General features: G+C 70.8%; 19 protein-coding genes and 1 pseudogene. 12 read left to right on the top strand and 8 right to left on the bottom strand.

Features of this window, described 5'->3' with window-relative positions; translation table 11 throughout:
• Positions 1 to 20: 20 nt before the first annotated feature.
• Together SGA01_RS01015 and SGA01_RS01010 are read right to left on the bottom strand one after the other, a co-directional pair.
• A complete protein-coding gene (locus SGA01_RS01015) occupies positions 21 to 260 on the bottom strand; it encodes a hypothetical protein (protein WP_141292405.1) in 240 nt (79 codons plus the stop codon).
• Positions 261 to 288: 28 nt separating this feature from the next.
• A complete protein-coding gene (locus tag SGA01_RS01010; protein WP_141292404.1) occupies positions 289 to 468 on the bottom strand; it encodes a hypothetical protein in 180 nt (59 codons plus the stop codon).
• A 1,868-nt stretch (positions 469 to 2,336) separates the two neighbouring features.
• On the opposite strand from SGA01_RS01010, the gene SGA01_RS01005 reads away from it, so the two are divergent.
• From SGA01_RS01005 to SGA01_RS00990, 3 genes and pseudogenes are all read left to right on the top strand, one after another.
• Positions 2,337 to 3,005 carry a hypothetical protein gene (locus SGA01_RS01005; RefSeq protein ID WP_141292403.1) on the top strand — a complete coding sequence of 223 codons (669 nt, stop codon included), beginning with the start codon at positions 2,337 to 2,339 and terminating at the stop codon, positions 3,003 to 3,005.
• A gap of 966 nt (positions 3,006 to 3,971) precedes the next feature.
• Entirely contained in the window at positions 3,972 to 5,330 is a 1,359-nt protein-coding gene (locus tag SGA01_RS42740; RefSeq protein ID WP_371865954.1) for an eCIS core domain-containing protein, read from the top strand.
• Positions 5,331 to 5,522: 192 nt separating this feature from the next.
• Positions 5,523 to 5,645 (top strand): annotated as a pseudogene (locus SGA01_RS00990) (universal stress protein); the annotation flags it as partial.
• 51 nt (positions 5,646 to 5,696) lie between these two features.
• Here the strand turns inward: SGA01_RS00990 and SGA01_RS00985 are convergent.
• The 3 genes from SGA01_RS00985 to SGA01_RS00975 form a co-directional block, all read right to left on the bottom strand.
• Entirely contained in the window at positions 5,697 to 6,368 is a 672-nt protein-coding gene (locus SGA01_RS00985) for a class F sortase (protein ID WP_141292401.1), read from the bottom strand.
• Between the two features lie 83 nt (positions 6,369 to 6,451).
• Positions 6,452 to 6,964 carry a sortase gene (locus tag SGA01_RS00980; RefSeq protein ID WP_141292400.1) on the bottom strand — a complete coding sequence of 171 codons (513 nt, stop codon included), beginning with the start codon at positions 6,962 to 6,964 and terminating at the stop codon, positions 6,452 to 6,454.
• A gap of 318 nt (positions 6,965 to 7,282) precedes the next feature.
• Complete coding sequence (locus SGA01_RS00975) at positions 7,283 to 8,944, bottom strand: FAD-dependent oxidoreductase (RefSeq protein ID WP_141292399.1); 1,662 nt, start codon at positions 8,942 to 8,944, stop codon at positions 7,283 to 7,285.
• 233 nt (positions 8,945 to 9,177) lie between these two features.
• On the opposite strand from SGA01_RS00975, the gene SGA01_RS00970 reads away from it, so the two are divergent.
• From SGA01_RS00970 to SGA01_RS00940, 7 genes are all read left to right on the top strand, one after another.
• Positions 9,178 to 10,299 (top strand): SchA/CurD-like domain-containing protein, encoded by a 1,122-nt coding sequence (locus SGA01_RS00970; protein WP_141292398.1) that lies wholly within the window; start codon positions 9,178 to 9,180, stop codon positions 10,297 to 10,299.
• 67 nt (positions 10,300 to 10,366) lie between these two features.
• Complete coding sequence (locus SGA01_RS00965; RefSeq protein WP_141292397.1) at positions 10,367 to 10,837, top strand: cupin domain-containing protein; 471 nt, start codon at positions 10,367 to 10,369, stop codon at positions 10,835 to 10,837.
• Positions 10,834 to 12,102 (top strand): beta-ketoacyl-[acyl-carrier-protein] synthase family protein, encoded by a 1,269-nt coding sequence (locus SGA01_RS00960; protein ID WP_141292396.1) that lies wholly within the window; start codon positions 10,834 to 10,836, stop codon positions 12,100 to 12,102. The genes SGA01_RS00965 and SGA01_RS00960 overlap by 4 nt, the downstream gene beginning before the upstream one ends.
• Complete coding sequence (locus SGA01_RS00955; protein WP_141292395.1) at positions 12,099 to 13,346, top strand: ketosynthase chain-length factor; 1,248 nt, start codon at positions 12,099 to 12,101, stop codon at positions 13,344 to 13,346. Before SGA01_RS00960 ends, SGA01_RS00955 begins: the two co-directional genes overlap by 4 nt.
• A 24-nt stretch (positions 13,347 to 13,370) precedes the next feature.
• A complete protein-coding gene (locus SGA01_RS00950) occupies positions 13,371 to 13,631 on the top strand; it encodes a phosphopantetheine-binding protein (RefSeq protein ID WP_141292394.1) in 261 nt (86 codons plus the stop codon).
• A gap of 1 nt (position 13,632) precedes the next feature.
• Positions 13,633 to 14,112: an SRPBCC family protein gene (locus SGA01_RS00945; RefSeq protein ID WP_141292393.1), complete on the top strand. Its 480-nt coding sequence runs from the start codon at positions 13,633 to 13,635 to the stop codon at positions 14,110 to 14,112.
• A 50-nt stretch (positions 14,113 to 14,162) separates the two neighbouring features.
• Positions 14,163 to 14,495, top strand: a complete 333-nt coding sequence (locus SGA01_RS00940) for a TcmI family type II polyketide cyclase (protein ID WP_024756987.1) — start codon at positions 14,163 to 14,165, stop codon at positions 14,493 to 14,495.
• Positions 14,496 to 14,588: 93 nt separating this feature from the next.
• On the opposite strand, the gene SGA01_RS00935 is transcribed toward SGA01_RS00940, so the two are convergent.
• Both SGA01_RS00935 and SGA01_RS00930 read right to left on the bottom strand, forming a co-directional pair.
• Entirely contained in the window at positions 14,589 to 15,617 is a 1,029-nt protein-coding gene (locus tag SGA01_RS00935) for a methyltransferase (protein ID WP_141292392.1), read from the bottom strand.
• Positions 15,618 to 15,671: 54 nt separating this feature from the next.
• Positions 15,672 to 16,736, bottom strand: a complete 1,065-nt coding sequence (locus SGA01_RS00930) for a right-handed parallel beta-helix repeat-containing protein (protein WP_141292391.1) — start codon at positions 16,734 to 16,736, stop codon at positions 15,672 to 15,674.
• Between the two features lie 187 nt (positions 16,737 to 16,923).
• Here SGA01_RS00930 and SGA01_RS00925 point away from each other — a divergent pair, with 187 nt between their 5' ends.
• Both SGA01_RS00925 and SGA01_RS00920 read left to right on the top strand, forming a co-directional pair.
• Positions 16,924 to 18,468 (top strand): MFS transporter, encoded by a 1,545-nt coding sequence (locus SGA01_RS00925; protein ID WP_141292390.1) that lies wholly within the window; start codon positions 16,924 to 16,926, stop codon positions 18,466 to 18,468.
• 238 nt (positions 18,469 to 18,706) lie between these two features.
• Positions 18,707 to 19,423 carry a flavodoxin family protein gene (locus tag SGA01_RS00920; protein WP_141292389.1) on the top strand — a complete coding sequence of 239 codons (717 nt, stop codon included), beginning with the start codon at positions 18,707 to 18,709 and terminating at the stop codon, positions 19,421 to 19,423.
• A gap of 25 nt (positions 19,424 to 19,448) precedes the next feature.
• Here SGA01_RS00920 and SGA01_RS00915 read toward each other — a convergent pair whose 3' ends face one another.
• Entirely contained in the window at positions 19,449 to 20,705 is a 1,257-nt protein-coding gene (locus tag SGA01_RS00915) for an MFS transporter (protein ID WP_141292388.1), read from the bottom strand.
• Between the last annotated feature and the right edge of the window lie 83 nt (positions 20,706 to 20,788).

Raw genomic sequence — 20,788 nt, 5'->3', positions numbered from 1 at the left:
TACCGGTCCCCGGCGCCAGGTCAGGCACTCTCGCCGGTCTCGTCGACCTCGACGTACGTGACGATCAGGATGCTCCCGAGCGCGGTCGCGTAGAAGATCACGCGGATGCCATCGTGCTGGTAGTCCCGCAGCGCCGACGCGGTGGCGTGCTGCTTCACGTCGGCCGGGGCCTCGGCGATCACACCCAGCGCGGCGTCGAGGCGGGCGGACTGGTCGACCGTCAGAACAGCGGCTTGGGTTTCGGCCGGCTCGATGAACACGATCCTCGGGCGCCGGCCGCGCGGGTGCTCAGGCAACTTCGAAGGCCTCGCAACTCCGCTCGGGCAGGCCCTTCTCGGCCCGATTGTCGTCCCAGTCGCGGCACCGGTTGAGGTCGATGCCCTCCGAGGCCAGGCTTTCAGGGAACTCTGCGCGCGCGGCTTCGCGGTGCTCACGCTGCTCGGCCTGGTCGAAGACGACGTGGGCCATCGGATCCTCCGGCGGTCGGGTATGAAGCCGAGGCTAGCGCAGCACGCCTGCCCCTGGGGTCGGGTCAGACAATGGAGGGTTCCTCGTTGTCCTGGGTGCGGTCGGCGATCCAGACAGGCAGTAGGCCGAACGCTGCCGGGCCACGAGCCGGCCCACGACTTGGCGCCCGATAGGAAGCCTGTCGCCAGCCACAAACGGTGGTGATCTCACCGTCTCTGAACAAGCTCAACTGCCGCCCGCCCGCGCGCACGGCGGCCGCCGCAGCGTCAACGCTGCCGTCGAGCCCGGCAACGGCCCCGAGCACCGATCATGATCGATCTCTGCGCCAGCCACTGTCCGTCATCGTGCTGGCCGTGGGCCGCCGCCTGGCCGGCACGTTCACCCGGTCAGCCGGACTGCGCGGTCGCCCCAGGAGGCCGGGGCAGCCCCCTGACGATGCCGGTTCCCGTGGGAGCTGGGGTCGGCGGACGCTCGCTCAGCGGGCGTCGAACCGGTCATTCAGGTACCGCAGGAACCGGCGCCGGGCTCCTCCCTCGTCCAGGTCGCTCAGGGACCGGGAGTGGGGTCGGTGCTGGAGATCTCCTAGCGGCCGGCCAGGGCACCCGTGCCCGGGGTGCTGAGGCCGGTCAGCTGCTCATCCAGACGCCGGCCGTCGTCTCTTCCCGTCCTTCAACCGGTCCACCCGGATCTGCACCCGACGGTCCTGGCGACCGGCCGGCGCGGCGTCACCTCCACCACCGACCTGCTCAATCGGAACCATCCGGGAGTTCCTCGACTGGTGCGACAACACCTACATCGAGCCGACGGCCGAGTAGCCGTCCGGCCCACTGCGGGTGCGCCAAGAAGAGGCCGGTCGCGTAGCGCACCGGCCGGTGTGCCGCTGTCCGGCGTTCGGGACGGACCGTCCCGCATCGCGTGAGCACCGCGGGGTTCGGTGGATACTGGCGTCCGATGACCACCGACCGCGCGACCACTCGGCCTCGACAGCACCATGCCGGTGAGCACCGAGGCCGAACCGGTCGGTGAGCGTACGGGCGAGTCGACGAAGGCGCCTGCGCGTGAAGTGATCCAGGTTCTGTCGACAAGCACCAGCCGCCCGTTCGGGAGCGGGGACGGCCATTAGGCTGGGGGCGTGTCGGTTCTCTCCGATTTCGCTGCCCTCCTGCCCGCCCCGGGCGTGCTCCGGGAACGCCTCCGTGTCCTCGTCGCCCTGGAAGCGGCCTTCGGGTCCCGGTGGGCGCGTTATGCGTTCGACGGTGTCGACGAGTCAGGGTTCGAGCGATTCCGGTTCGAAAACGGCGGTGGGGACGATTACCACGTCTTCCTCGGCCCGTCGTCGGTCTTCCTGCGCGCCTTCGACCACGAGTCGCCGATGAGGCCGTCATGGGCGGCGCGGCCTTCGACCGGGCGCTTGTCGAACGCCTCGCCTCCAAGACCGTCTGGGAACCCGTCGAGGAACTCCTCAGCAGACTGGACGCCCCGGCATCCTGACCAGGACGCGTATCGAGTCGTGATCAACGGGTTGTCCAGGTGAGGTCTTTGATCCAGATCATCGAAGCGGGCACGAGTCGTGCACGAACCAGTCACTGGCATACGCGGCAGGGGGCTGTCGGCGGCCCGTGAGGCGTTGGTCGTCGACGGTCCCCGCACACGTCTTCGCCGTTGAGCGGCGCCGACTGCGCGCCCTCGAAGGCACCGCTCGCCCGCGAAGGTGACACCGAGCGGGCCTACACCGAGGTCGCCGCCACGCGCCGCGGCCAGGGTCACGACCGCCCCCTGTAGGGCACGCGCCCCGCACCCGGGAAATCCGGACGAGAACGTCGACGGCTCGGGCTAGGGTGCGCTGCGGGATCGTTCGAGGGGGGCGCGTGGAACAGCGGGTGCGGGTGCACGAGGTCCGCATGGGCGGGGCCGAAGTCAGGGTGATCCGGCCGGACCCGGTGCCGGAGCGGGTGGCGCTGCGGGACGACGGCCACTGGCTGTCGATGTACGTCGACCGCGACGGCGCCGAGCGCCTCACCGGCCTGTGGGCGCTGGCCGCCCGCTCCGCCCGCTCCCTGGTCCATCTGCCGATCCGGGCCAATCCGGCCCCCGGCGGTGTCGTCGGCGACGGTGAACCGGTCGCGCTGGACCTGGTCCTGGCCCACCACAGCCTGCAGTTCCGGCCCTCCTCGTGGAAGGAGGCCCGGGCGCGACTCGGCCCCGGCCGGCCACACACGGCGGCCACCCCGGACCGCGACTTCCCCGACGCCGAGGACATCGACCACGAACGCCGGTACCACCGGACGTACCGCGACCACCTCGGGTTCGACATCGCCGCCCACACGCTGTTCGTCGTGGGCAGCGCGACCGCCTTCCGCGAGCACGGCACCGTGCTGCGCGGCCTCGCCGACGAGGCCCCGTCGCACGGGAAGCGGCATCCCGGAGACCGGCACTACTGCGTCGAGTTCACCTCGGGGCCGTGGTCGCGGCCGCGGACCCGGCGGAACGTGCCGGGCTCCCTGCACATCGAGTACTGCGACAGCTGGAGCGGCTGACCGTCACGCGTCCGGGTCCAGCGCCGGGAGTAACCGGGACTCCTCGTAGGCGAAGTGCTCCTCCAGGCGGGTGGCGAGGCGGTCGAGAGGGCAGCCGCAGGTGCTGTGCTCGCGCGGGCCCATCTCGGAGATGGGTGTCCAGCTCCGGCTGGTCGCCGCTCGATGCCGTACGGCACGAGAAGTCCGCCGGCAGCAGTGTGTTCATCGCGTTCACCCACGCCACTGGGTCCGGTCGGGGGTCGGGCCGACGGAACACGCCCGCGTCGTCGACGACGAGGTCCAGGAGCTCGACGGTGTTCTCGGCCTCGTGCCCGGTCTCGACGTGTCGCTGAGCCTCCGCGTGGGTGTTCGGGTCAGCGGCCGCGCCCCACTCGGGCTCGTCCATCCCCCAGCCGATGTCGCTCGCCCCGATGCCTCAGCTTCACCAACCCGATCCTCACGACGGTGGAGTACGAGACCTTCCTCGCGCGCGTGGCCGGGCGGCTAAGGGCTGTCCCGTAAATGGTCCCGAGCCGCCTCGGGCATGGCTGACTGCGGTGAAGCTCGTTGGCTTTTCAGGTGGCAGCCGCAGGGGGTGTTCCAGGTCTTCATGCAGGCAAAGACGTGATTGACCCGGGCTCAGACCTGTTTGCGGGACGGGTTGTGGCCCTGTCTCAGCCACGAAGGCCGGGCCGCATGGGTGCCCGTGCCTGCGGTTCGCCGAAGGGCCGGGCGGTGGCCGTGAGCGCAGGGGCGGCAGGGCAACGAAGGGTGCCCGTCGCACTGCCCTCCCGCGCCTTTCCCTCGCCGTCCGGGTCAGGCGATCTTGCGACTACCCGCTGGACCTACGACCGGAGCTCACCGATGTCACACCAGCACGAAGTACGTCATGCCCCCGCGAAGAAGCCGCCCGGCCCCAGGGGGCCCGAGCCCATGGGTCCCGCGGGGCTTCTGGCCCTCCAGCGTGCCGCCGGGAACGCGGCCGTGATGCGCGCGCTCCAGCTCGCCGGCCATCCTTACGCCCAGCCCCAGGCGGCGGTGGAGCAGCACCAGCACGGTGCGGGCTGCGGCCACCAGGAGGCCGTGGAAGGACCCGCCGTGCAGCGGTCGGCCGTGCACCAGGTGCTGCTCGGGGCCGGGCGGCCGTTGGAGACACCGCTGCGCGCCGAAATGGAGGCCCGGCTGGACGCCGACTTCTCCGACGTCCGCGTCCACGACGGAAGCGCCGCCCGCGCCTCTGCGAGCGAGATCGGCGCCCGCGCCTACACCTCGGGCAACAACGTCGTCCTCGGCGAGGGCGGCGGCGACAAGCACACCCTGGCCCACGAGCTCACCCACGTCATCCAGCAACGCCAGGGCCCCGTCCTTGGCAGCGACAACGGTTCGGGCCTGTCCATCAGCGACCCCACAGACCGTTTCGAACGGGAGGCGGAAGCGAACGCGAGCAAGGCAATGGCCCACGACCCCGAGCCGCGGGCCGTTGGGGTCCCCGAGTCCGCCTCCACCGGCCAGGCAGGATCCACCCCCGCCCACCCGGCGGTCCAACGCATGATGGGGCCGCCTCGGCTGACCCCGCAGCAGATGGCCCAGCTGCAACAGGAGCGGCAGGATCAGATGCAGCAACAGCTGCAATACCTCAGCCAGCAGACCATCGCTGCTGGAAACCCGAACTTCAACTACGGGCAGGGTTATGCCAGGCCCAACATCCCGGACGCCGCCACACGGCAGATCTTCCCGTACCAGACCGGAGCCCTCGCCTCTCCCGGAGCACAGCTCCGCGCGGAGGAGATCCAGGCGCAGGGCGGCACGTTCAACCCCTACGACCAGTGGGGACACAACAACTTCACCGGTCCCAACGGTGGCGTGGGAGCGACCCCGGCCGGCGTCTCCATGTCCCGGAACCATCGGCTGTCCGATCACTACATCGCGAAGATCCTCGAAAGTGCCGCCCAGAGGTACGACCACACGGTCCAGGCTCACCAAGCGGCCACGCTGAACTTCTTCCGGGCCTGTGTTCCGGGCAACGACGTACAGACCGCCGTCAACCAGTTCGTGACCCTGAGGAACCAGCCGGCCAATCAGACGCAGGCCGTGTTCCGCCAGTTGGTCTCCACGGTCTCGAACAATTCGAAGAACCTCCGCTTCGGTGTTTCCTCTACGAACAGCGGCATCGGAAAGGCCATGGACTCGGGCTACTACAAGAATGACGGCGGCCTGACGCCCTTCTCCGATGAGATCCATGGGGAGGTCTACGGCCTGGCCGACGCAGGCCTTATCTCAGTCGGGCTCGCCCAAGACGCCCTGGACGTGCGTCTTGGCAAGGAGACGTCGTCCGGTCTTCTCTGAGGACGGGAGTCGCACCGGTTCGGGTCCAGGCCCCGGATCGGCGACCGGACAGGACATGAGGGTTCCGGTGCCCCTCGTCGATCCGCAGCGGGCGGTCGAGTGGCCCGGCCGCCCACCGGCGCCACCTCGTTCACGTTTTCGCCTGCATGAAGACCTGGAAGATCCTCCCTGTGACTGCCGGTTGAAGGGCGAGCGCGCGTCATCGTGGTCGGCAGCCGGGCCGGGGGCCCGATGCGCGGGGCGCTCCTGGGCTCGACCCCTCACAAGCTCCTGCACATGTCCACCGTCCCCGTGCTGTGCGTGCCTCCCGAGGAACGGGTGAGGCGCGACCACGCGAGACCCGGGGGCGCAGGGGTGCCCCGGGTGCTATCTCGTTCCCGTCAGGGTCGCGTAGACCACCGTGTTGGCCTGATAGCCGGTGTCGCTCGCCCAGTCGCCGCCACAGGTGATCAGCCGCAGCTCCGGGCGGCCCGAACTGCCGTAGACCTTGTGGTCGGGGAACCGCTTCTTGGGATGGACCTCCACCGCGTCGACGGTGAAGAGGGCCGTACGACCGTCGTCGCGATCGATCTCGACAGCGGCGCCCCGGGAGAGGGTGCCGAGCCGGTGGAAGACGGCGGGGCCCGTCGGGGTGTCGACGTGTCCCGCCACGACGGCCGTGCCCGGCGCCCCGGGGGCGGTGCCGTCGGCGTACCAGCCGGCCACGGCGGGGTCCGCCGCCGGCGGGGGGCGCAGCGCTCCGGCGCCGTCCAGCTCAAGGGCGACGAGGGAGACGTCGACGCCGATGGCCGGAATCCTGATCCGCGCCGCGTCGGACGCGGGCAGCGGCCGGGGGCCGGAGCGGTCCCCGCCGGCCCCGGCGACGGGCCCCGCGAGCAGGGGTGCGGCCCGCGCCGTCGCCGGTGGCCGCGAGGCCCCGCCGTCCGGTGCATACGAGAGCAGGACGACGCCGACGAGGGCCACCCAGGCGAGTGCCCCGACCGAGGGAACGCGCCTGGACGGCGCTCTGCCGGGCTTCGGCCCGGAGCCGTGCTTCATGCGGATCGTGCCTTTGCTGCACGGCGTACCGGATCTCGCAGAACCGGAACCGGAGCCGTGGGCGTGGGCGTGGGCATGTGGGCTCAGGCCGCGTTCCGGGCGGCGGTGGCGCGGCGGCGCGTCCTGATCAGGACGCCCGCGGCGGCGCCGCCGAGGAGCAACGCGCCGAGGGCGTACGGGCCGCCGCTGCCGCCCCCGTCCGCTTCTGCGCCTGCGCCCGCGGCCCAGCCGAAGCCCGCTTCCACTGCACCGACCGGCTGGCCGGAGATCTGGTAGGTGACGGTCTGCTTGATGCGAGGCGGGCACTTGAGGGTCACGGTGTCCGTGCCGGAGACGGCGTCCAACGGAAGCTTGAACTCACCCACCAGGACGCCCGCCCGGTCGCCGGGCAGGAGGTGGAACTTCCCGCCCGCCTCCGACTCACCCTTGCCGTAGGTCTCCTTGCCGCAGGCGGTCGTGCTGACGGTGACGGTGGTCCCGGGGGCAGCCTTCCCCGGATTGACCCGGACGTCACCGTCGGGCGCCGCGACGGCGGGGGATGCGGACAGGATGAGGGCGGCCAGGGCGAGCTGGAGACCCGTACGTGCGAAACGCATGCTTCTTCTCTCCTTCGGCGGAGCTTTCCTGGCCGGCTGGGCAGCGCGGCGCCTGTGCTGTGCTCCGTGCACGAGAAGAACCCCGACCGGGGAGCACCGCAACGGGAGATTCGCGCGCGCTGTCCCCCGGTCGGGGTCTTGATCTGCCCTACTGGTGGTCATTTCCGCAGGTCACGGCGGCTCGTTCGGTGCTCGGGATCGGACGGCGTCCTGCGCGCGAACGGGCTAGCCGCAGGGATCACGAGCCGTCGTCGGTGCTGCCTGGTCCTGTTCATGGCGGAGACCTCCAGCCCAGCCGTGCCGGCCACGAGGAAGCGGTCAGTCCCGGCCCAGGATCGCCGTGAGGGCCTGCCGCAACGCCGCTCCGGGATCCGCCGACGCTCCTTCGGACCGCCACGCGACGAACCCGTCGGGGCGGACCAGCACCGCGCCGTCCGGCGTGACGCCGTGCGCCTCCGCCCAGTCCGTGTCGCTCGCGGGGGAGAGCTCCGCGTCGGGCCCGGCGCCGATCCGGTACGAGTCGAGCGGCACCGACATCTGCTGCGCGACGCGTGTCGCCGCGGTGTGCCAGTCGCCGGCGCCGTCCTCGGAACTCAGGAGTACCAGGGACCGCTCGTACAGATCGAGGGTGGAGACCTGGGTACCGGCGCGGTTCAGCCACATGTGAGGTGCCCGGCTTCCGGGTTCGCCATTCAGGCGCAGTCCGTCGGACACGACCGGCATCGTCCGGTCGGCGCCCAGGACGGCGCCCTGCGGATAGCGGTAGCCGAGCACCTCGTTGAGGATGCCGCCCTTCTTCCCCTGGGGGCCGCCGGATCCGGGGCCGGGGGTGTACCCGGGGTGGCTGTGTTCGACCGACCGCGCCGCAGCCCGGGAGCTCGTCGTCTCCGCGACCGGCCGGCGCTCCGCGTCGTAGGAGGCGAGCAGGCCGGGGCCGGCCCAGCCGCCCAGTACGGCCGCGAGCTTCCAGGCGAGGTTGTGCGCGTCCTGGATACCGGTGTTGGAGCCGAACGCCCCGGTGGGCGGCATCTCGTGGGCGGAGTCACCGACGAGGAACACCCGGCCGTCCGCGTACCGTTCGGCGACCCTCTGCGCCGCGTGCCAGGGAGCTCTGCCCGTGATCTCCACATCGAGGTCCGGCACCCCCACGGCCCGCCGGATGTGTTCCGTGCACCGCTCGTCGGTGAACTCCTCCAGCGTCTCGCCGTGTTCGGGGTGCCAGGGAGCGTGGAACACCCAGCGCTCCCGGTTGTCGACCGGCAGCAGGGCCCCGTCGGCCTCCGGGTTCGTCAGGTAGCAGACGATGAACCGCCGGTCGCCGACGACGTCCACGAGGCCGCGGGAGACGAAGGTGATGCTCACGTTGTGGAACAGGTCGCCCGGACCGCTCTGCCCGATGCCGAGTTGCTCGCGAACCGGGCTGCGCGGGCCGTCCGCCGCGACGAGATAGTCCGCGCGGATGGTGGTGTGTTCACCGGTGCCGCGACTCTTGACCTGTGCGGTCACCCCTTCGGCGTCCTGCTCGAAGGACATCAGCTCGGTCGCGAACCGCAGATCTCCGCCAAGCTCCCCGGCGCGCTTCAGCAGCACCGGTTCGAGATCGTTCTGGCTGCACAGACACCACCCGGCGGGGCTGAAGCGGGCGACCCCGCCGCCGGGGTCGATGTTCTTGAACAGCCACTCGCCGACATCGCCCACCAGGCTCGGCGTCTGCAGGATCCCGTTGTTGAGTGCCAGTACCGACGCGGCCTCCTGGATGGGCCGCATCATCCCGGCGCTGCGGAACAGCTCCATCGTGCGCACGTTGTTGCCGCGGCCACGCGGGTGGATCGAGGTGCCGGCATGGCGCTCGACCAGGGTGTGCGGCACTCCGAGACGCCCCAGGAACAGCGAGGTGGAAAGGCCCACCAACGAGCCGCCGACGATGAGTACGGGCGTGCGGTGACCGGTTGCTTCCCCGGCTGCGTCGAATCGGTTCATTGCTCGTCTCCGGCGCCGCCTGCGACGCGAGTTGGGGATGGGATGCAGATTCATGCCCTTCGGGGACGGGTTCGCGTGCCCGGGGCACTCGAATGACACGCGGTTCACTCGTCCGCTTCATGCGGCTCGCGTGCTGTCGGCGCTCCTGTCAAGGATCGACACATGCCGGTCTCTGCGTATCGGCGAAGTAGGTCGTCTCCCCACCCCCACCGAGAAGAGAAGAGGTGTGCCGGATGGCCCCCTCGGGACGCATCTCCCAGTCTGTGTTCGACGGCTCCAGGCTGCGGGTGATCCTCCTGCTCGACCTGTACGAAGGAGCGCAGCAGCAGTTCCTGGACGCGTACGAACTCATGCGCAAGCAGGTCGCCTCCGTTCCCGGCCACATCAGTGACCAGCTCTGCCAGTCCATCGAGAACCCCTCGCAGTGGCTCATCACCAGCGAGTGGGAGAGCGCCCCGCCGTTCCTCGCCTGGGTGAACAGCGAGGAGCACGTCGAAACCGTCAAGCCGATGCACAGCTGCGTCCGGGACACCCGATCGATGCGCTACAGCATCCTCCGGGAGACCAGCCCCGGTCAGCCGGCCTCGCGGACCGCGGCATCGGCCGACGCGCAGGTGGAGCCCCGCGTGGGCGACGGTGTGGCACGCCACGCCCTCACCTTCACCGTCAAGCCGGGTTCCGAGTCGAAGGTGGCGGAGATCCTGGCCGGGTACGAGTCACCCCAGGCCCAGGTCGACGAGACCACACGGCTGCGCCGCACCTCCCTCTTCATGCACGGCAACCGCATCGTGCGTGCCGTGGAGGTGGAGGGCGACCTGCTCGTGGCGCTGCGGCACGTGGCCCGTCAGCCCCAGGTGCGAGCGGTCGAGGAGGCCATCAACCCGTACCTCGAGCAGGACCGGGACCTTACCGACCCCGAGTCGGCACGTGTGTTCTTCACCCGGGCCGCGCTGCCGGCCGTCCACCACGTGGTGTCCGACCGGCCTGCTCCGGCCGACCTGCGACGGCACGCGCTGTACTACCCGGCCAAGGAAGGCCAGGGGATGGCGCTCGCCCGGCTGCTCTCCCATCAGGACCGGGCCGCCGCGGACGATCCGGACAACCCGGTGCACAGCAGCACCGTGTTCCAGCGCGACGACATCGTGGTGCGCCTCGTCGACGTCACGGGCGACCTCGACCTCGACCCCGTCGCCTCCCTCGGGCTCAAGGGCCCGGGGAAAGCAGCGGAGTTGGAACGACTCCTCGACGGCGCCGCGGTCGGCGTCGAGGGCTCCCTGGAGACGGAGCGCAACATCAACAGGCTTCTGTCGCACGCGGACATGCTGCCCGTCACGGACCGTTCGGCGCACTCCTGACGGCCGACCGCGGCTCGCACCGCGGTCGCTCCCCAGCACGTCACTGTCACATCTGGAGGTAGCAACCATGCTCAAGCAGCGTCCACGCATCGTGAAACTGAGCGAGACGGAACCCAACCGCAGGCGGGGAGGCGACCTGCGGGCCATGCTCACGCCGGCCACCGTGGGTTCCACCAGCGGCTTCATGGGCCTGGCGATCGTCCAGCCCGGCGAGCGCATCGGCGAGCACTACCACCCGTACTCCGAGGAGTTCGTGTACGTGGTCTCGGGCGCGCTGGAGGTGGACCTGGATGGCGACACGTACGCGCTCCAGACCGATCAGGGCCTCCTGATCCCGATCGACGTACGGCACCGCTTCCGCAACGTGGGCGATGTGGAGGCCCGCATGGTCTTCCACCTGGGCCCGCTCGCCCCGCGGCCGAGCCTCGGCCACGTCGACACGGAGATCACCGACGAGGCCGAGCTCGCCGCCGCGGGCCCGCACCTGACCGTGCACGACCCTGGCCGGGTGTCCGAGCGAAGCGGGGCCATCGAGTGACCCGGCGAGTGGCCGTCACCGGCATCGGTGTGGTCGCTCCAGGCGGCACCGGGGCGAAGGCCTTCTGGGACCTGCTCGCCGCCGGCCGTACCGCGACCCGCGGCATCACCCTGTTCGACCCGGTCGGGCTGCGCTCCCGCATAGCCGCCGAGTGCGACTTCGACCCGGCGGACCACGGACTGGATCCGGACCTGAGCCGCCACGCCGACCGGTACATCCAGTTCGCCGTCGTCGCCGCCGGGGAAGCCGTCCGCGACGCCGGACTCGACACCGACGCCGAAGACCCCTGGCGCGTCGCCGTCTCCCTCGGCAGCGCCGTCGGCGGCACCACCCGGCTGGAGCACGACTACGTGCTGGTCAGCGCGGGCGGGCAGCGGTGGGACGTGGACCACCGCGCGGCCGACCCCAAGCTGCACATGGCGTTCTCGCCGAGCACGCTCTCCTCCGTCGTGGCCGAGCAGTTCGGCGCCCGCGGCCCGGTGCAGACGGTCTCCACCGGCTGCACCTCCGGCCTCGACGCTGTGGGCTACGCCTTCCACACCATCGCGGAGGGCCGGGCGGACGTCTGCATAGCGGGTGCGTCGGACTCCCCCATCTCCCCCATCACCATGGCCTGCTTCGACGCCATCAAGGCCACGTCGCCCGACAACGACGACCCGGAGCACGCCTCCCGGCCCTTCGACAACAACCGCAACGGTTTCGTCATGGGCGAAGGCGCGGCCGTCCTGGTCCTGGAGGACTACGAGCACGCCAGGGCCCGCGGTGCGCACATCTACTGCGAGATCGGCGGCTACGCCACCTTCGGCAACGCGTACCACATGACCGGTCTGACCAGCGAGGGACTGGAGATGTCCCGGGCGATCGACTCCACGCTCGACCAGGCCCGGATCGACCCCACGCTGATCGACTACGTCAACGCGCACGGCTCGGGCACGCGGCAGAACGACCGGCACGAGACCGCCGCCGTGAAGCGGTCCCTGGGCGCGCACGCCTACGACACACCCATGAGCTCCATCAAATCCATGGTGGGGCACTCGCTGGGCGCGATCGGTGCGATCGAGGTGGCCGCCTGCGTGCTCGCACTGAAGCACCAGGTGGTACCCCCGACGGCGAACTACGAGACCCCCGACCCCGAGTGCGACCTGGACTACGTGCCGCGCACCGCCCGCCCCCGGAAGCTCAGGAACGTGCTCTCCGTGGGCAGCGGATTCGGCGGCTTCCAGTCCGCGGTGCTGCTGACGACGCCGGGTGGGAGGACACGATGAGCACTGAACGCCCGCGGCGTGCGGTCGTCACCGGGATCGGTGTGATCGCCCCCAACGGACTGCGTGCCGACGCGTACTGGAAGTCGGTCCGGGAAGGGCTCGGCGTACTGGACCGGATCACCCGTGAGGGCTGCGGGGACCTGCCCCTCAAGGTCGCGGGCGAGGTCCGCGGATTTGACGCCTCCGATCTGATCGAGGACAAGTTCCTCGTCCAGACCGACCGCTTCAGCCACTACGCCATGGCCGCGGCCCAACTCGCCCTCGACGACGCCGGCCTCGCCCGGGAGAACCCCGAGGAGCCCTTCGAGATCGGCGTGGTCACCGCGGCCGGGTCCGGAGGCGGCGAGTTCGGCCAGCGAGAGCTCCAGAAGCTCTGGGGCCAGGGATCCAAGTTCGTCGGCCCGTACCAGTCGATCGCCTGGTTCTACGCCGCGAGCACCGGCCAGATCTCCATCCGGAGCGGCCTCAAGGGGCCGTGCGGCGTGGTCGCGAGCGACGAGGCGGGCGGTCTGGACGCCCTCGCCCACGCCGCCCGCGGCGTACGACGCGGCACGGGGGCGGTGCTCGTCGGCGCCGCGGAGGCGCCCCTCGCCCCGTACTCGATGGTGTGCCAGCTCGGTTACCCCGAGCTCAGCACCGTCGAGGACCCGGACCGTGCCTACCGGCCCTTCACCGCCGGAGCCTGCGGCTTCGTCCCGGCGGAGGGCGGCGCGATGCTCGTCGTGGAGGACGAGTCCCGCGCCCGCGACCGGGGAGCGGCCGTCCGGGCCGTGGTCGCCGGCCACGGCGCCACGTTCACCGGCGCCTCCCGATGGGAGGAGTCCCGGGAGGGACTCGCCCGCGCCATCCGTGTCGCCCTCGACGAGGCCGGGTGCGCCCCCGAGGAGGTCGACGTCGTCTTCGCCGACGCCATGGGCGTACCGGAGGCGGACCGTGCCGAGGCGCTGGCGATCGCCGACGCCCTCGGAGCGCATGCCACCCGCGTCCCCGTCACGGCACCGAAGACGGGCATCGGCCGCGCCTACTGCGGAGCGCCCGTCCTGGACACCGCCGCCGCGGTGTTCGCGATGGAGCACGGCGTGGTGCCGCCCACTCCCAACGTGTTCGACATCTGCCACGACCTCGATCTGGTGATGTCCCGCGCTCGGCCCGCCGAGCTGCGCACGGCCCTCGTCCTCAGCCGGGGACTCATGGGATCCAACGCGGCGCTGGTCGTGCGCCGCGGCGACGACTCCGCCCGGTAGGACCGGGCGGGAAGGAGAGCACACATGATCACCACCGCACTGACCTTCGACGAACTCTCCACGCTGATGAAGCAGGCCGCCGGCGTCACCGTCGACGCCCGGGACCTGGAGAAGGCGCCGGACGCGCCGTTCACCACCCTCGGCCTCGACTCGCTCGGCCTGCTCGGGATCGTCGGCGAGCTGGAGAACCGGTACAGCGTGGCGCTGCCCACCGACGCCGAGCGCTGCAAGACGCCGGGCGAGTTCGTCGGCCTGGTGAACAACGCCCTCAGGACTGGAGTCTGACGTGGCCGGTCACACCGACAACAGCATCACGATCGACGCCCCGCTCGACCTTGTCTGGGACATCACCAACGACATCGAGAAGTGGCCCGACCTCTTCAGCGAGTACGCCTCCCTCGAAGTCCTCTCCCGCGAGGGCGACTCCACCACCTTCCGCCTGACCATGCACCCGGACGAGTCCGGGAAGGTCTGGAGCTGGGTGTCGGAGCGCACCGTCGACCGTCTCGGGCGGACCGTTCGCGCCCGCCGCGTCGAGACCGGCCCGTTCGACCACATGAACATCCGGTGGGAGTACGAGGAGACCCCGGCCGGCGTCCACATGCGCTGGGTGCAGGACTTCGCGATGAAGCCCGACGCTCCGGTCGACGACGCCTGGATGACCGACAACATCAACCGCAACTCCCGCACGCAGATGGCCCTCATCCGGGACCGCATCGAGCAGGTCGCCCGCGACCGTCGGAGCGCCCCGGTCCTGCCCGGCTGACCGAACCCTGCCGCGGACACCCGCACACCCGCACCCTGGAAGGACGCTCGATGCACCACGCCCTGATCGTCGCCCGCATGGCGCCCGGCTCGGCCCCGGCGATCGCCGACGTGTTCGCCGCCTCCGACCGTGGAGAACTCCCCCACCTGGTCGGCGTCACGCGGCGTCGCCTGTTCCAGTTCGGCGACGTGTACCTGCACCTCATCGAGTCGGACCAGGACCCGGGGCCGGCCATCGCGAAGCTGACCGGACACCCTGAGTTCCGCGACGCCAGCGAGAAGCTGTCGGCGTACGTCAGCGCGTACGACCCACAGACGTGGCGGAGCCCCAAGGACGCCATGGCGCAGTGCTTCTACCGCTGGGAGCGCGACACGGGTTCCTGATCCCCCGAGGTACGCACGGCAGGGAAACCCGAGGCCGCCCGCCCCGCGAACGACGCGGAGCGGGCGGCCTCGGGTTTCCCTCCTTCGTCCCGGTCAGGCGGGCACGGTGCACTCGAACGCATGGAGGTACGCGTTGACCGGGCGGATCTCGCCGATGACGAGCCCCGCGTCGGTCAGCCGGTCGACCATGCTCTGCCGGGTGTGCTTCGCACCGCCGACGTTGAGGAGCAGCAGCAGGTCCATGGCGGTCGTGAACCTCATCGAGGGCGTGTCGTCGACGAGGTTCTCGATCACGACGACCCGGGCGCCGGGGCGCGCCGCCTTGCGGACGTTGGCGAGCGCCCGACGGGTGCTGTCGTCGTCCCACTCCAGGATGTTCTTGATGATGTACACGTCCGCCTGGACCGGGATGTCCTCACGGCAGTCGCCGGCCACCACACGGACCCGGGAGCTGAGCGCCCCGCCGTCCCGCAGACGGGGGTCGGCGTTCTCCACCACTCCCGGCAGGTCGAGCAGCGCGCCGTTCAGGGTGGGGTGCTTCTCCAGCAGACTCGCCAGGACGTGTCCCTGTCCGCCGCCGATGTCCGCGACGGAGGACACGTCGCCGAGGTCGAGGAGGTCCGCGACGTCCTGTGCCGACTGCTTGCTCGACGTGGTCATGGCCCGGTTGAAGACGTGGGCGGACTCGGGCGCGTCTTCGTTGAGGTACGTGAAGAACTCCCGTTCGTACACGTCCTCGAAGACGTTCCGTCCGGAGCGCACCGCCTCGTCGAGCTTCGGCCAGACGTCCCAGGTCCAGGGTTCGGTGCACCACAGTGCGATGTACCGCAGGCTGTGCGGGTCGTCCTCGCGCAGCAGCCGGGACATCTCCGTGTGGGCGAAGGTGCCGTCGGGCTGCTCGGTGAAGACCCCTTGGCAGGACAGCGCGCGCAGCAGGCGGCGCAGTGTCCGCGGCTGGGTCTTCACCGCAGCTGCGAGGTCTTCCACGGTCATGGGCGTGTCGCCCAGGGCGTCGGCCACGCCCAGGCGGGCGGCCGCGCGTACGGCGGCGGCGCAGGCCGCCCCGAAGACGAGCTCCCTCAGCCGCATGGGCGGGGCGGGAGCCGGGTCAACCGTTGTCATCTGTTCGCCTTGTCCTTGCTGTCGTGCGATGGGCGGTGGCGGGAACCCGGTGGGTCAGCACATTCCGGCGGGTTCCGAGAGCGTGCAGGTGTTGTGGGTGAAGGTGTTTCCGCGGCCGGTGTCCCGGTCGGCCAGATCGGCGGGGCTGTTGCGCATCACCACGTTGTCGCGGATCGCGTTCTGCTCGTTCGGAGCGCCCACGAAGCTCTTGAACAGCACGATGCCGCCCGAGAGCGGCGAGGCGCCCACGTTGCCGACGACCCTGTTCTTCTCCACCACCGTCTCCTCGGCGCCGGTGAGGACGATGCCCGAGCCTTGCAGGAAGGGCAGACGGGGGGTCTTGGGGCAGTACTTGTTGTTGGCGTGGATGTCGTTGCGGCGCAGGGTCATCGCTCCGGCACGCGGCTTGGACTCGTCGCCCACCACGAACACCGCGGCGCAGTTCCCGGTCGCCTCGTTGTGGGCGACGGTCACGTTCCGCAGGCGCCGCACGGTGAGGCCGATCCGGTTGCCGGAGAGGCTGTTGTGCGTGACCCGGGTCCCCTTGGTGTCCGTGGCGCCTGCCTCCGTATCGGTGGTGTTGGCCAGGAACAGCCCGGCGTCGGCGTTGTTCCGGGCGGTGTTGTGGCTGAAGACACCACGGGTGGATCTCTCCTGGGCGATGCCCCACTTCCCGTTCTTCTCGGCGAGCACCTTGCGGACGGTGAGCCGGTCGGTCCGGGAGGCCCACAGGCCGTTGGCGGTGAAGCCCCTGAGCGCGAGCGAACGCACGGTGACGCCCTCGACGGGGGCGCTGTCCGTCCCGGTCACGCAGATGCCGTGACCGCCTTTGGCGCACGCGTCGGCGGCGGTGGCGTCGCCGGGCACGAGGACGGTGGAAGCGGAGCCCGAGCCGAGCAGGGTCAGGTCCGAGGTGGTGATGCGGACGCTCTCGCGGTAGGTGCCGGGTGTCAGGACGATGGTGTCCCCCGGCTTCGCGGCGTCCACGGCCTTCTGGATCGATTCGCCGGGCTTCACCAGGTGCACCGTCCGGCTCACGGCACTGGGCGCGGCCGCGCCCAGCCCCGAGGCCGTGAGGGCCACAGTGCAGGCCAGCAGGGCGATCTGTCGTTTGGTCATGTGCCGAAGCTAAGAGCGCGTATTCCGGCGTGCCACCGGTGATCCCCCAGGCGGGCCTAGGCATACCTCCCTGCGGTCCACGCTCGGGCGTGGCGCGCGGGTCCTCACGGACAACGGCGCTCCTCCGTGGATCATGGGGGGCCGCCGGGGGCGCCTCTTCGGCGCGGTCGGCGGCGGAGGGCTTCGGATGCGTAAGTGGTGGCCCCTGGCCGCGATCTGTATGGGCACGTTCATGCTGCTGCTGGACGTCACGATCGTGACCGTGGCGCTGCCCGCCATGGCGGCGGACCTCGGCACCACGCTCTCCGATCTGGAGTGGGTGGTCGACACCTACGCGCTGGCACTGGCGGCGCTGTTGCTCGGCGTCGGTTCCCGCGCCGACCGGATCGGCCGCAGGAAGGTCTATCTGGTCGGGCTGATCGTCTTCACCGCGGCTTCGGTGGTGTGCGCGCTCGCCCCGAACGCGGGTGTCCTGATCGGCGCCCGGGCGGTACAGGGAGTGGGCGCCGCCGGGATGTTCGGTACGACGATCGCCCTGCTCGGCATGCACTACAGCGGCCGTGACCGGGGGGTGGCCTTCGCCGTGTGGGGCGCCACCAACTCGGTCGCCGCGGCGGCCGGCCCGGTGGTCGGCGGAATCCTCACCCAGTATCTGGACTGGCGGTGGATCTTCTTCGTCAACCTGCCGGTCTGTCTGGCCGCCGTCGTGATGACGCTGCGTTCGGTGCGGGAGGCCAAGGGCCGGGGCGGTCGGCGCCCGGACGTGCTGGGCACGGTCACCTTCACGGTGGCGAGCGGGGCCCTCACCTTCGGGCTGATCCGCGCCCACTCCGAGGGCTGGGCGACACCTTTCACTCTCGGTCTGTTCATCACGGCGGCCGTCGCCCTCGCCCTGTTCCTCGTGGTCGAGACGAGGCACGAGGACCCCGTCCTCGACCTGTCGCTCTTCCGCAGACCGTCGTTCACCGGCATCATGCTCAGCGCCCTGTTCCTGCAAGGTGCGGCGTTCGCCTATCTGTTGTACGAGTCCCTGTGGATGCAGTCCGTCCTGGGGTACGAGCCCGTCGAAGCGGGTCTGTACATCCTGCCCATGTGCGCCTCCGCGTTCCTCGCGTCCGCGCTCGCGGGCCGCTTCGGTCCCTGGCCGCCGCGGTCGACGATCGGAGGAGGGCTGGCGCTCATCGCCCTGGGCGCCGGGATGCAGGCCACCCTCGACGCGGGGTCCTCGGGCAGCAGCCTCGTGGCGGGGCTCGTCGTCGCCGGTCTGGGCGTCGGGCTCGTGACACCCAGCCTGTCGGCGGCTGCCCTGGCCACGGTGCCGCCGGAGCGCGGAGGCATGGTGGGCGGTGCGGTCAACACCTTCCGCCAGTTGGGCTTCGCCTTGGGGATCGCCCTGTTCGGTGTGATCTTCCAGTCGCGGATCGAGGGTGTACTGAAGACCGACGGCGGCATCCCCGACCCGCACGAGGCGGCCGTCGTTCTGAGCGGCGGACACGCCCGGTCGTTCGTTGCCGGCTGGCCGGAGGACGAACGCGTCGAGATGGCGCACCTGGTGCGCGAGGCGTTCGCGTCCGGCCTGAACGCGGTGCTGGTCGTGGCGGCGGCGCTGGGGGCGGCGGCCTCACTGATCGTCATCGCGACGGTACGCGTCCCCACGGCCGGCGTCGGCCGGCAGCCGGAAGCGGGCACGGTCCCGGGCGGACAGGAGACGCGAGCGGACGCCGCCCCGTAGCGCCACTGCCGGCCGGAGTGTTCCGCCGATCCGATTCGGGGATACCTGTCATCGGTGCGGGCCATGCGGGTGATCGGGTGGCCGACTCCGTGACCGTTGGCGCGGCATTCGATCATTCCGCCCGACGAGGCGAGACAGTGGACGGGATTTTCGGCCGGACCAACCCGGGGCCCTCTCGACGTCGGCAGCCGGGTGTTGCGCCGCCCGACCACCCACTCGTCCGCAAGGGGACGCATCGATGACCGACTCCGGCACGTCCTACCGTGATCTCCGCGCCCTGGTGATCAACTGCACCCTCAAGCGGTCGCCGGAACGGAGCCACACGCAGGGGCTGATCGACATCAGCACCGGGATCATGGAGCGCCAGGGCGTTCAGGTCGAGGTGCTCAGGGCGGTGGACATCGACATCGCGACCGGTGTCTGGCCGGACATGACCGAGCACGGGTGGGAGACGGACGAGTGGCCGGTGATCTACTCGCAGGTGATGGCCGCCGACATCCTGACCCTGGCGGGGCCTGTGTGGCTGGGAGACAACTCCTCGGTCATGAAGAAGGTGATCGAGCGTCTGTACGCCTGCTCGTCGATCCTCAACGAGCGCGGCCAGTACGCCTACTACGGTCGCGTGGGCGGCTGCCTGATCACCGGTAACGAGGACGGCGCCAAGCACTGCGCGATGAACGTCCTCTACAGCCTCCAGCACCTCGGATACGTCCTTCCGCCGCAGGCCGACGCGGGCTGGGTCGGCCCGGCCGGCCCGGGGCCGTCCTACCTCGACCCCGGCTCGGGCGGTCCGGAGAACGACTTCACGAACCGCAACACGACCTTCATGACCTGGAACCAGCTCCACCTGGCGAGGATGCTCAAGGACACCGGTGGCATCCCGGCCCACGGAAACCAGCGCTCCGAGTGGGACGCCGGCTGCCGCTTCGACTTCGAGAACCCCGAGCACCGCTGAGTTTCGGTGTCGTGGCGCCAGGGCGTCAGATGAGGTCGCGGTGGCGGCCCACCTTGGTGGAGAAGAGGTAGAGCGGGGGCAGGAAGGCGGCGGCGCAGACGGTCCAGAGCGCGTTGTGGGCGCCGAAGCGGGTGGCGAGGAGGCCGGCGGTGAGTGCGCCGAGCGGCAGCGCGCCCCAGGAGACGAAGCGGACCGTGGCCATCACGCGGGACAGCAGCTCCGGGGGCGACTGGGTCTGCCGGTAGGTGCGGGTGGTGATCGAGCCGATGACCGTACCGAAGGCGAAGCCCGCGTTGCCCAGGGCGAACCAGTACGCGTCCCCCGCCGAGGTGGTCAGCGGGGCGAGCAGGAGCAGCGCGCCGCCGGCCAGGTCGGCCGCGATGACGCCCCACGCGGTACCGAGGCGGGTGGTCACCCGGACCGCGACGGCTGCTCCGGCGAGGGCGCCGACCCCGTCCATGGCGAGGACGAGGCCGAGCTGCACGGAATCGAGTCCGGCCTCGCGGACCAGGTAGAGGGGGGTGAGGGCGACGAGGGCCGCGTTGAGGAAGTTGGCGGCGGTCGCCCAGATCATGCAGGGCCGCATGACCGGGTGCCCGGTGACGTACCGCCAGCCCTCGCGCATCAGCCGGAGCGCGCTCTCGCCGGTGCGGGGCGCGGGGCGGCTCTCGGGGAGGGTACGCAGGAGCACGGCGGAGGCCAGGTAGCTGGCGGCGTCCACGACGAGCGCGCCGACCGGGCCTGCCGCGCCGATCAGGACGCCGCCGAGGGAGGGGCCGCCGGTGTCGGTGACGGCGTGCGTGCCCGACATGACGCTGTTGCGGGCGGCCAGCTGCTTGGCCGGGACGACGGCGGGCAGGAAGGTCGAGTTGCCGATGTCGAACAGCACGGTCGCCGAGCCAGTGACGAGCGCCGCGAACAGCAGGTGCGGATAGGTGAGCGTGCCGATCCACCAGGCGAGCGGCAGCGATCCGAGCGCCGCGAACCGTACGAGGTCGAGCGTGACCTGGAGTCGGCGCAGCGGCACGCGCTGCGCGAGCACGCCCGCCGGGAGGCTGAGCAGCAGCCAGGAGACCTGCCCGGCGGCGGCGAGCAGGGCGACCTGGAAAGCGGTGGCGTCCAGAACGGTGAGGGCGACGAGCGGCAGGGCGAGGGCGGTGACGGCGGTGCCCGCGCCGCTGACCGTGGCGGCGGCCCAGAAGCGCCAGAAGACGCCCGTCGACGAGGTCTCCCGTTCGTCGTCGCGTCGGTCGTGCTTCTGGATCGCTTGTGTTCCGCTCATACGGCGCCCACCCCCGGGTCTTGTTAGTCTCTTTTGGGAACCCACTCGTTCCAGGTGAGTTTCTATCCGGAACCGACCTCATG

The sequence above is a fragment of the Streptomyces gardneri genome, from assembly GCF_006539185.1.
Taxonomy (GTDB): domain Bacteria; phylum Actinomycetota; class Actinomycetes; order Streptomycetales; family Streptomycetaceae; genus Streptomyces; species Streptomyces gardneri.
This window is presented reverse-complemented; position numbering and strand designations above follow the sequence as displayed.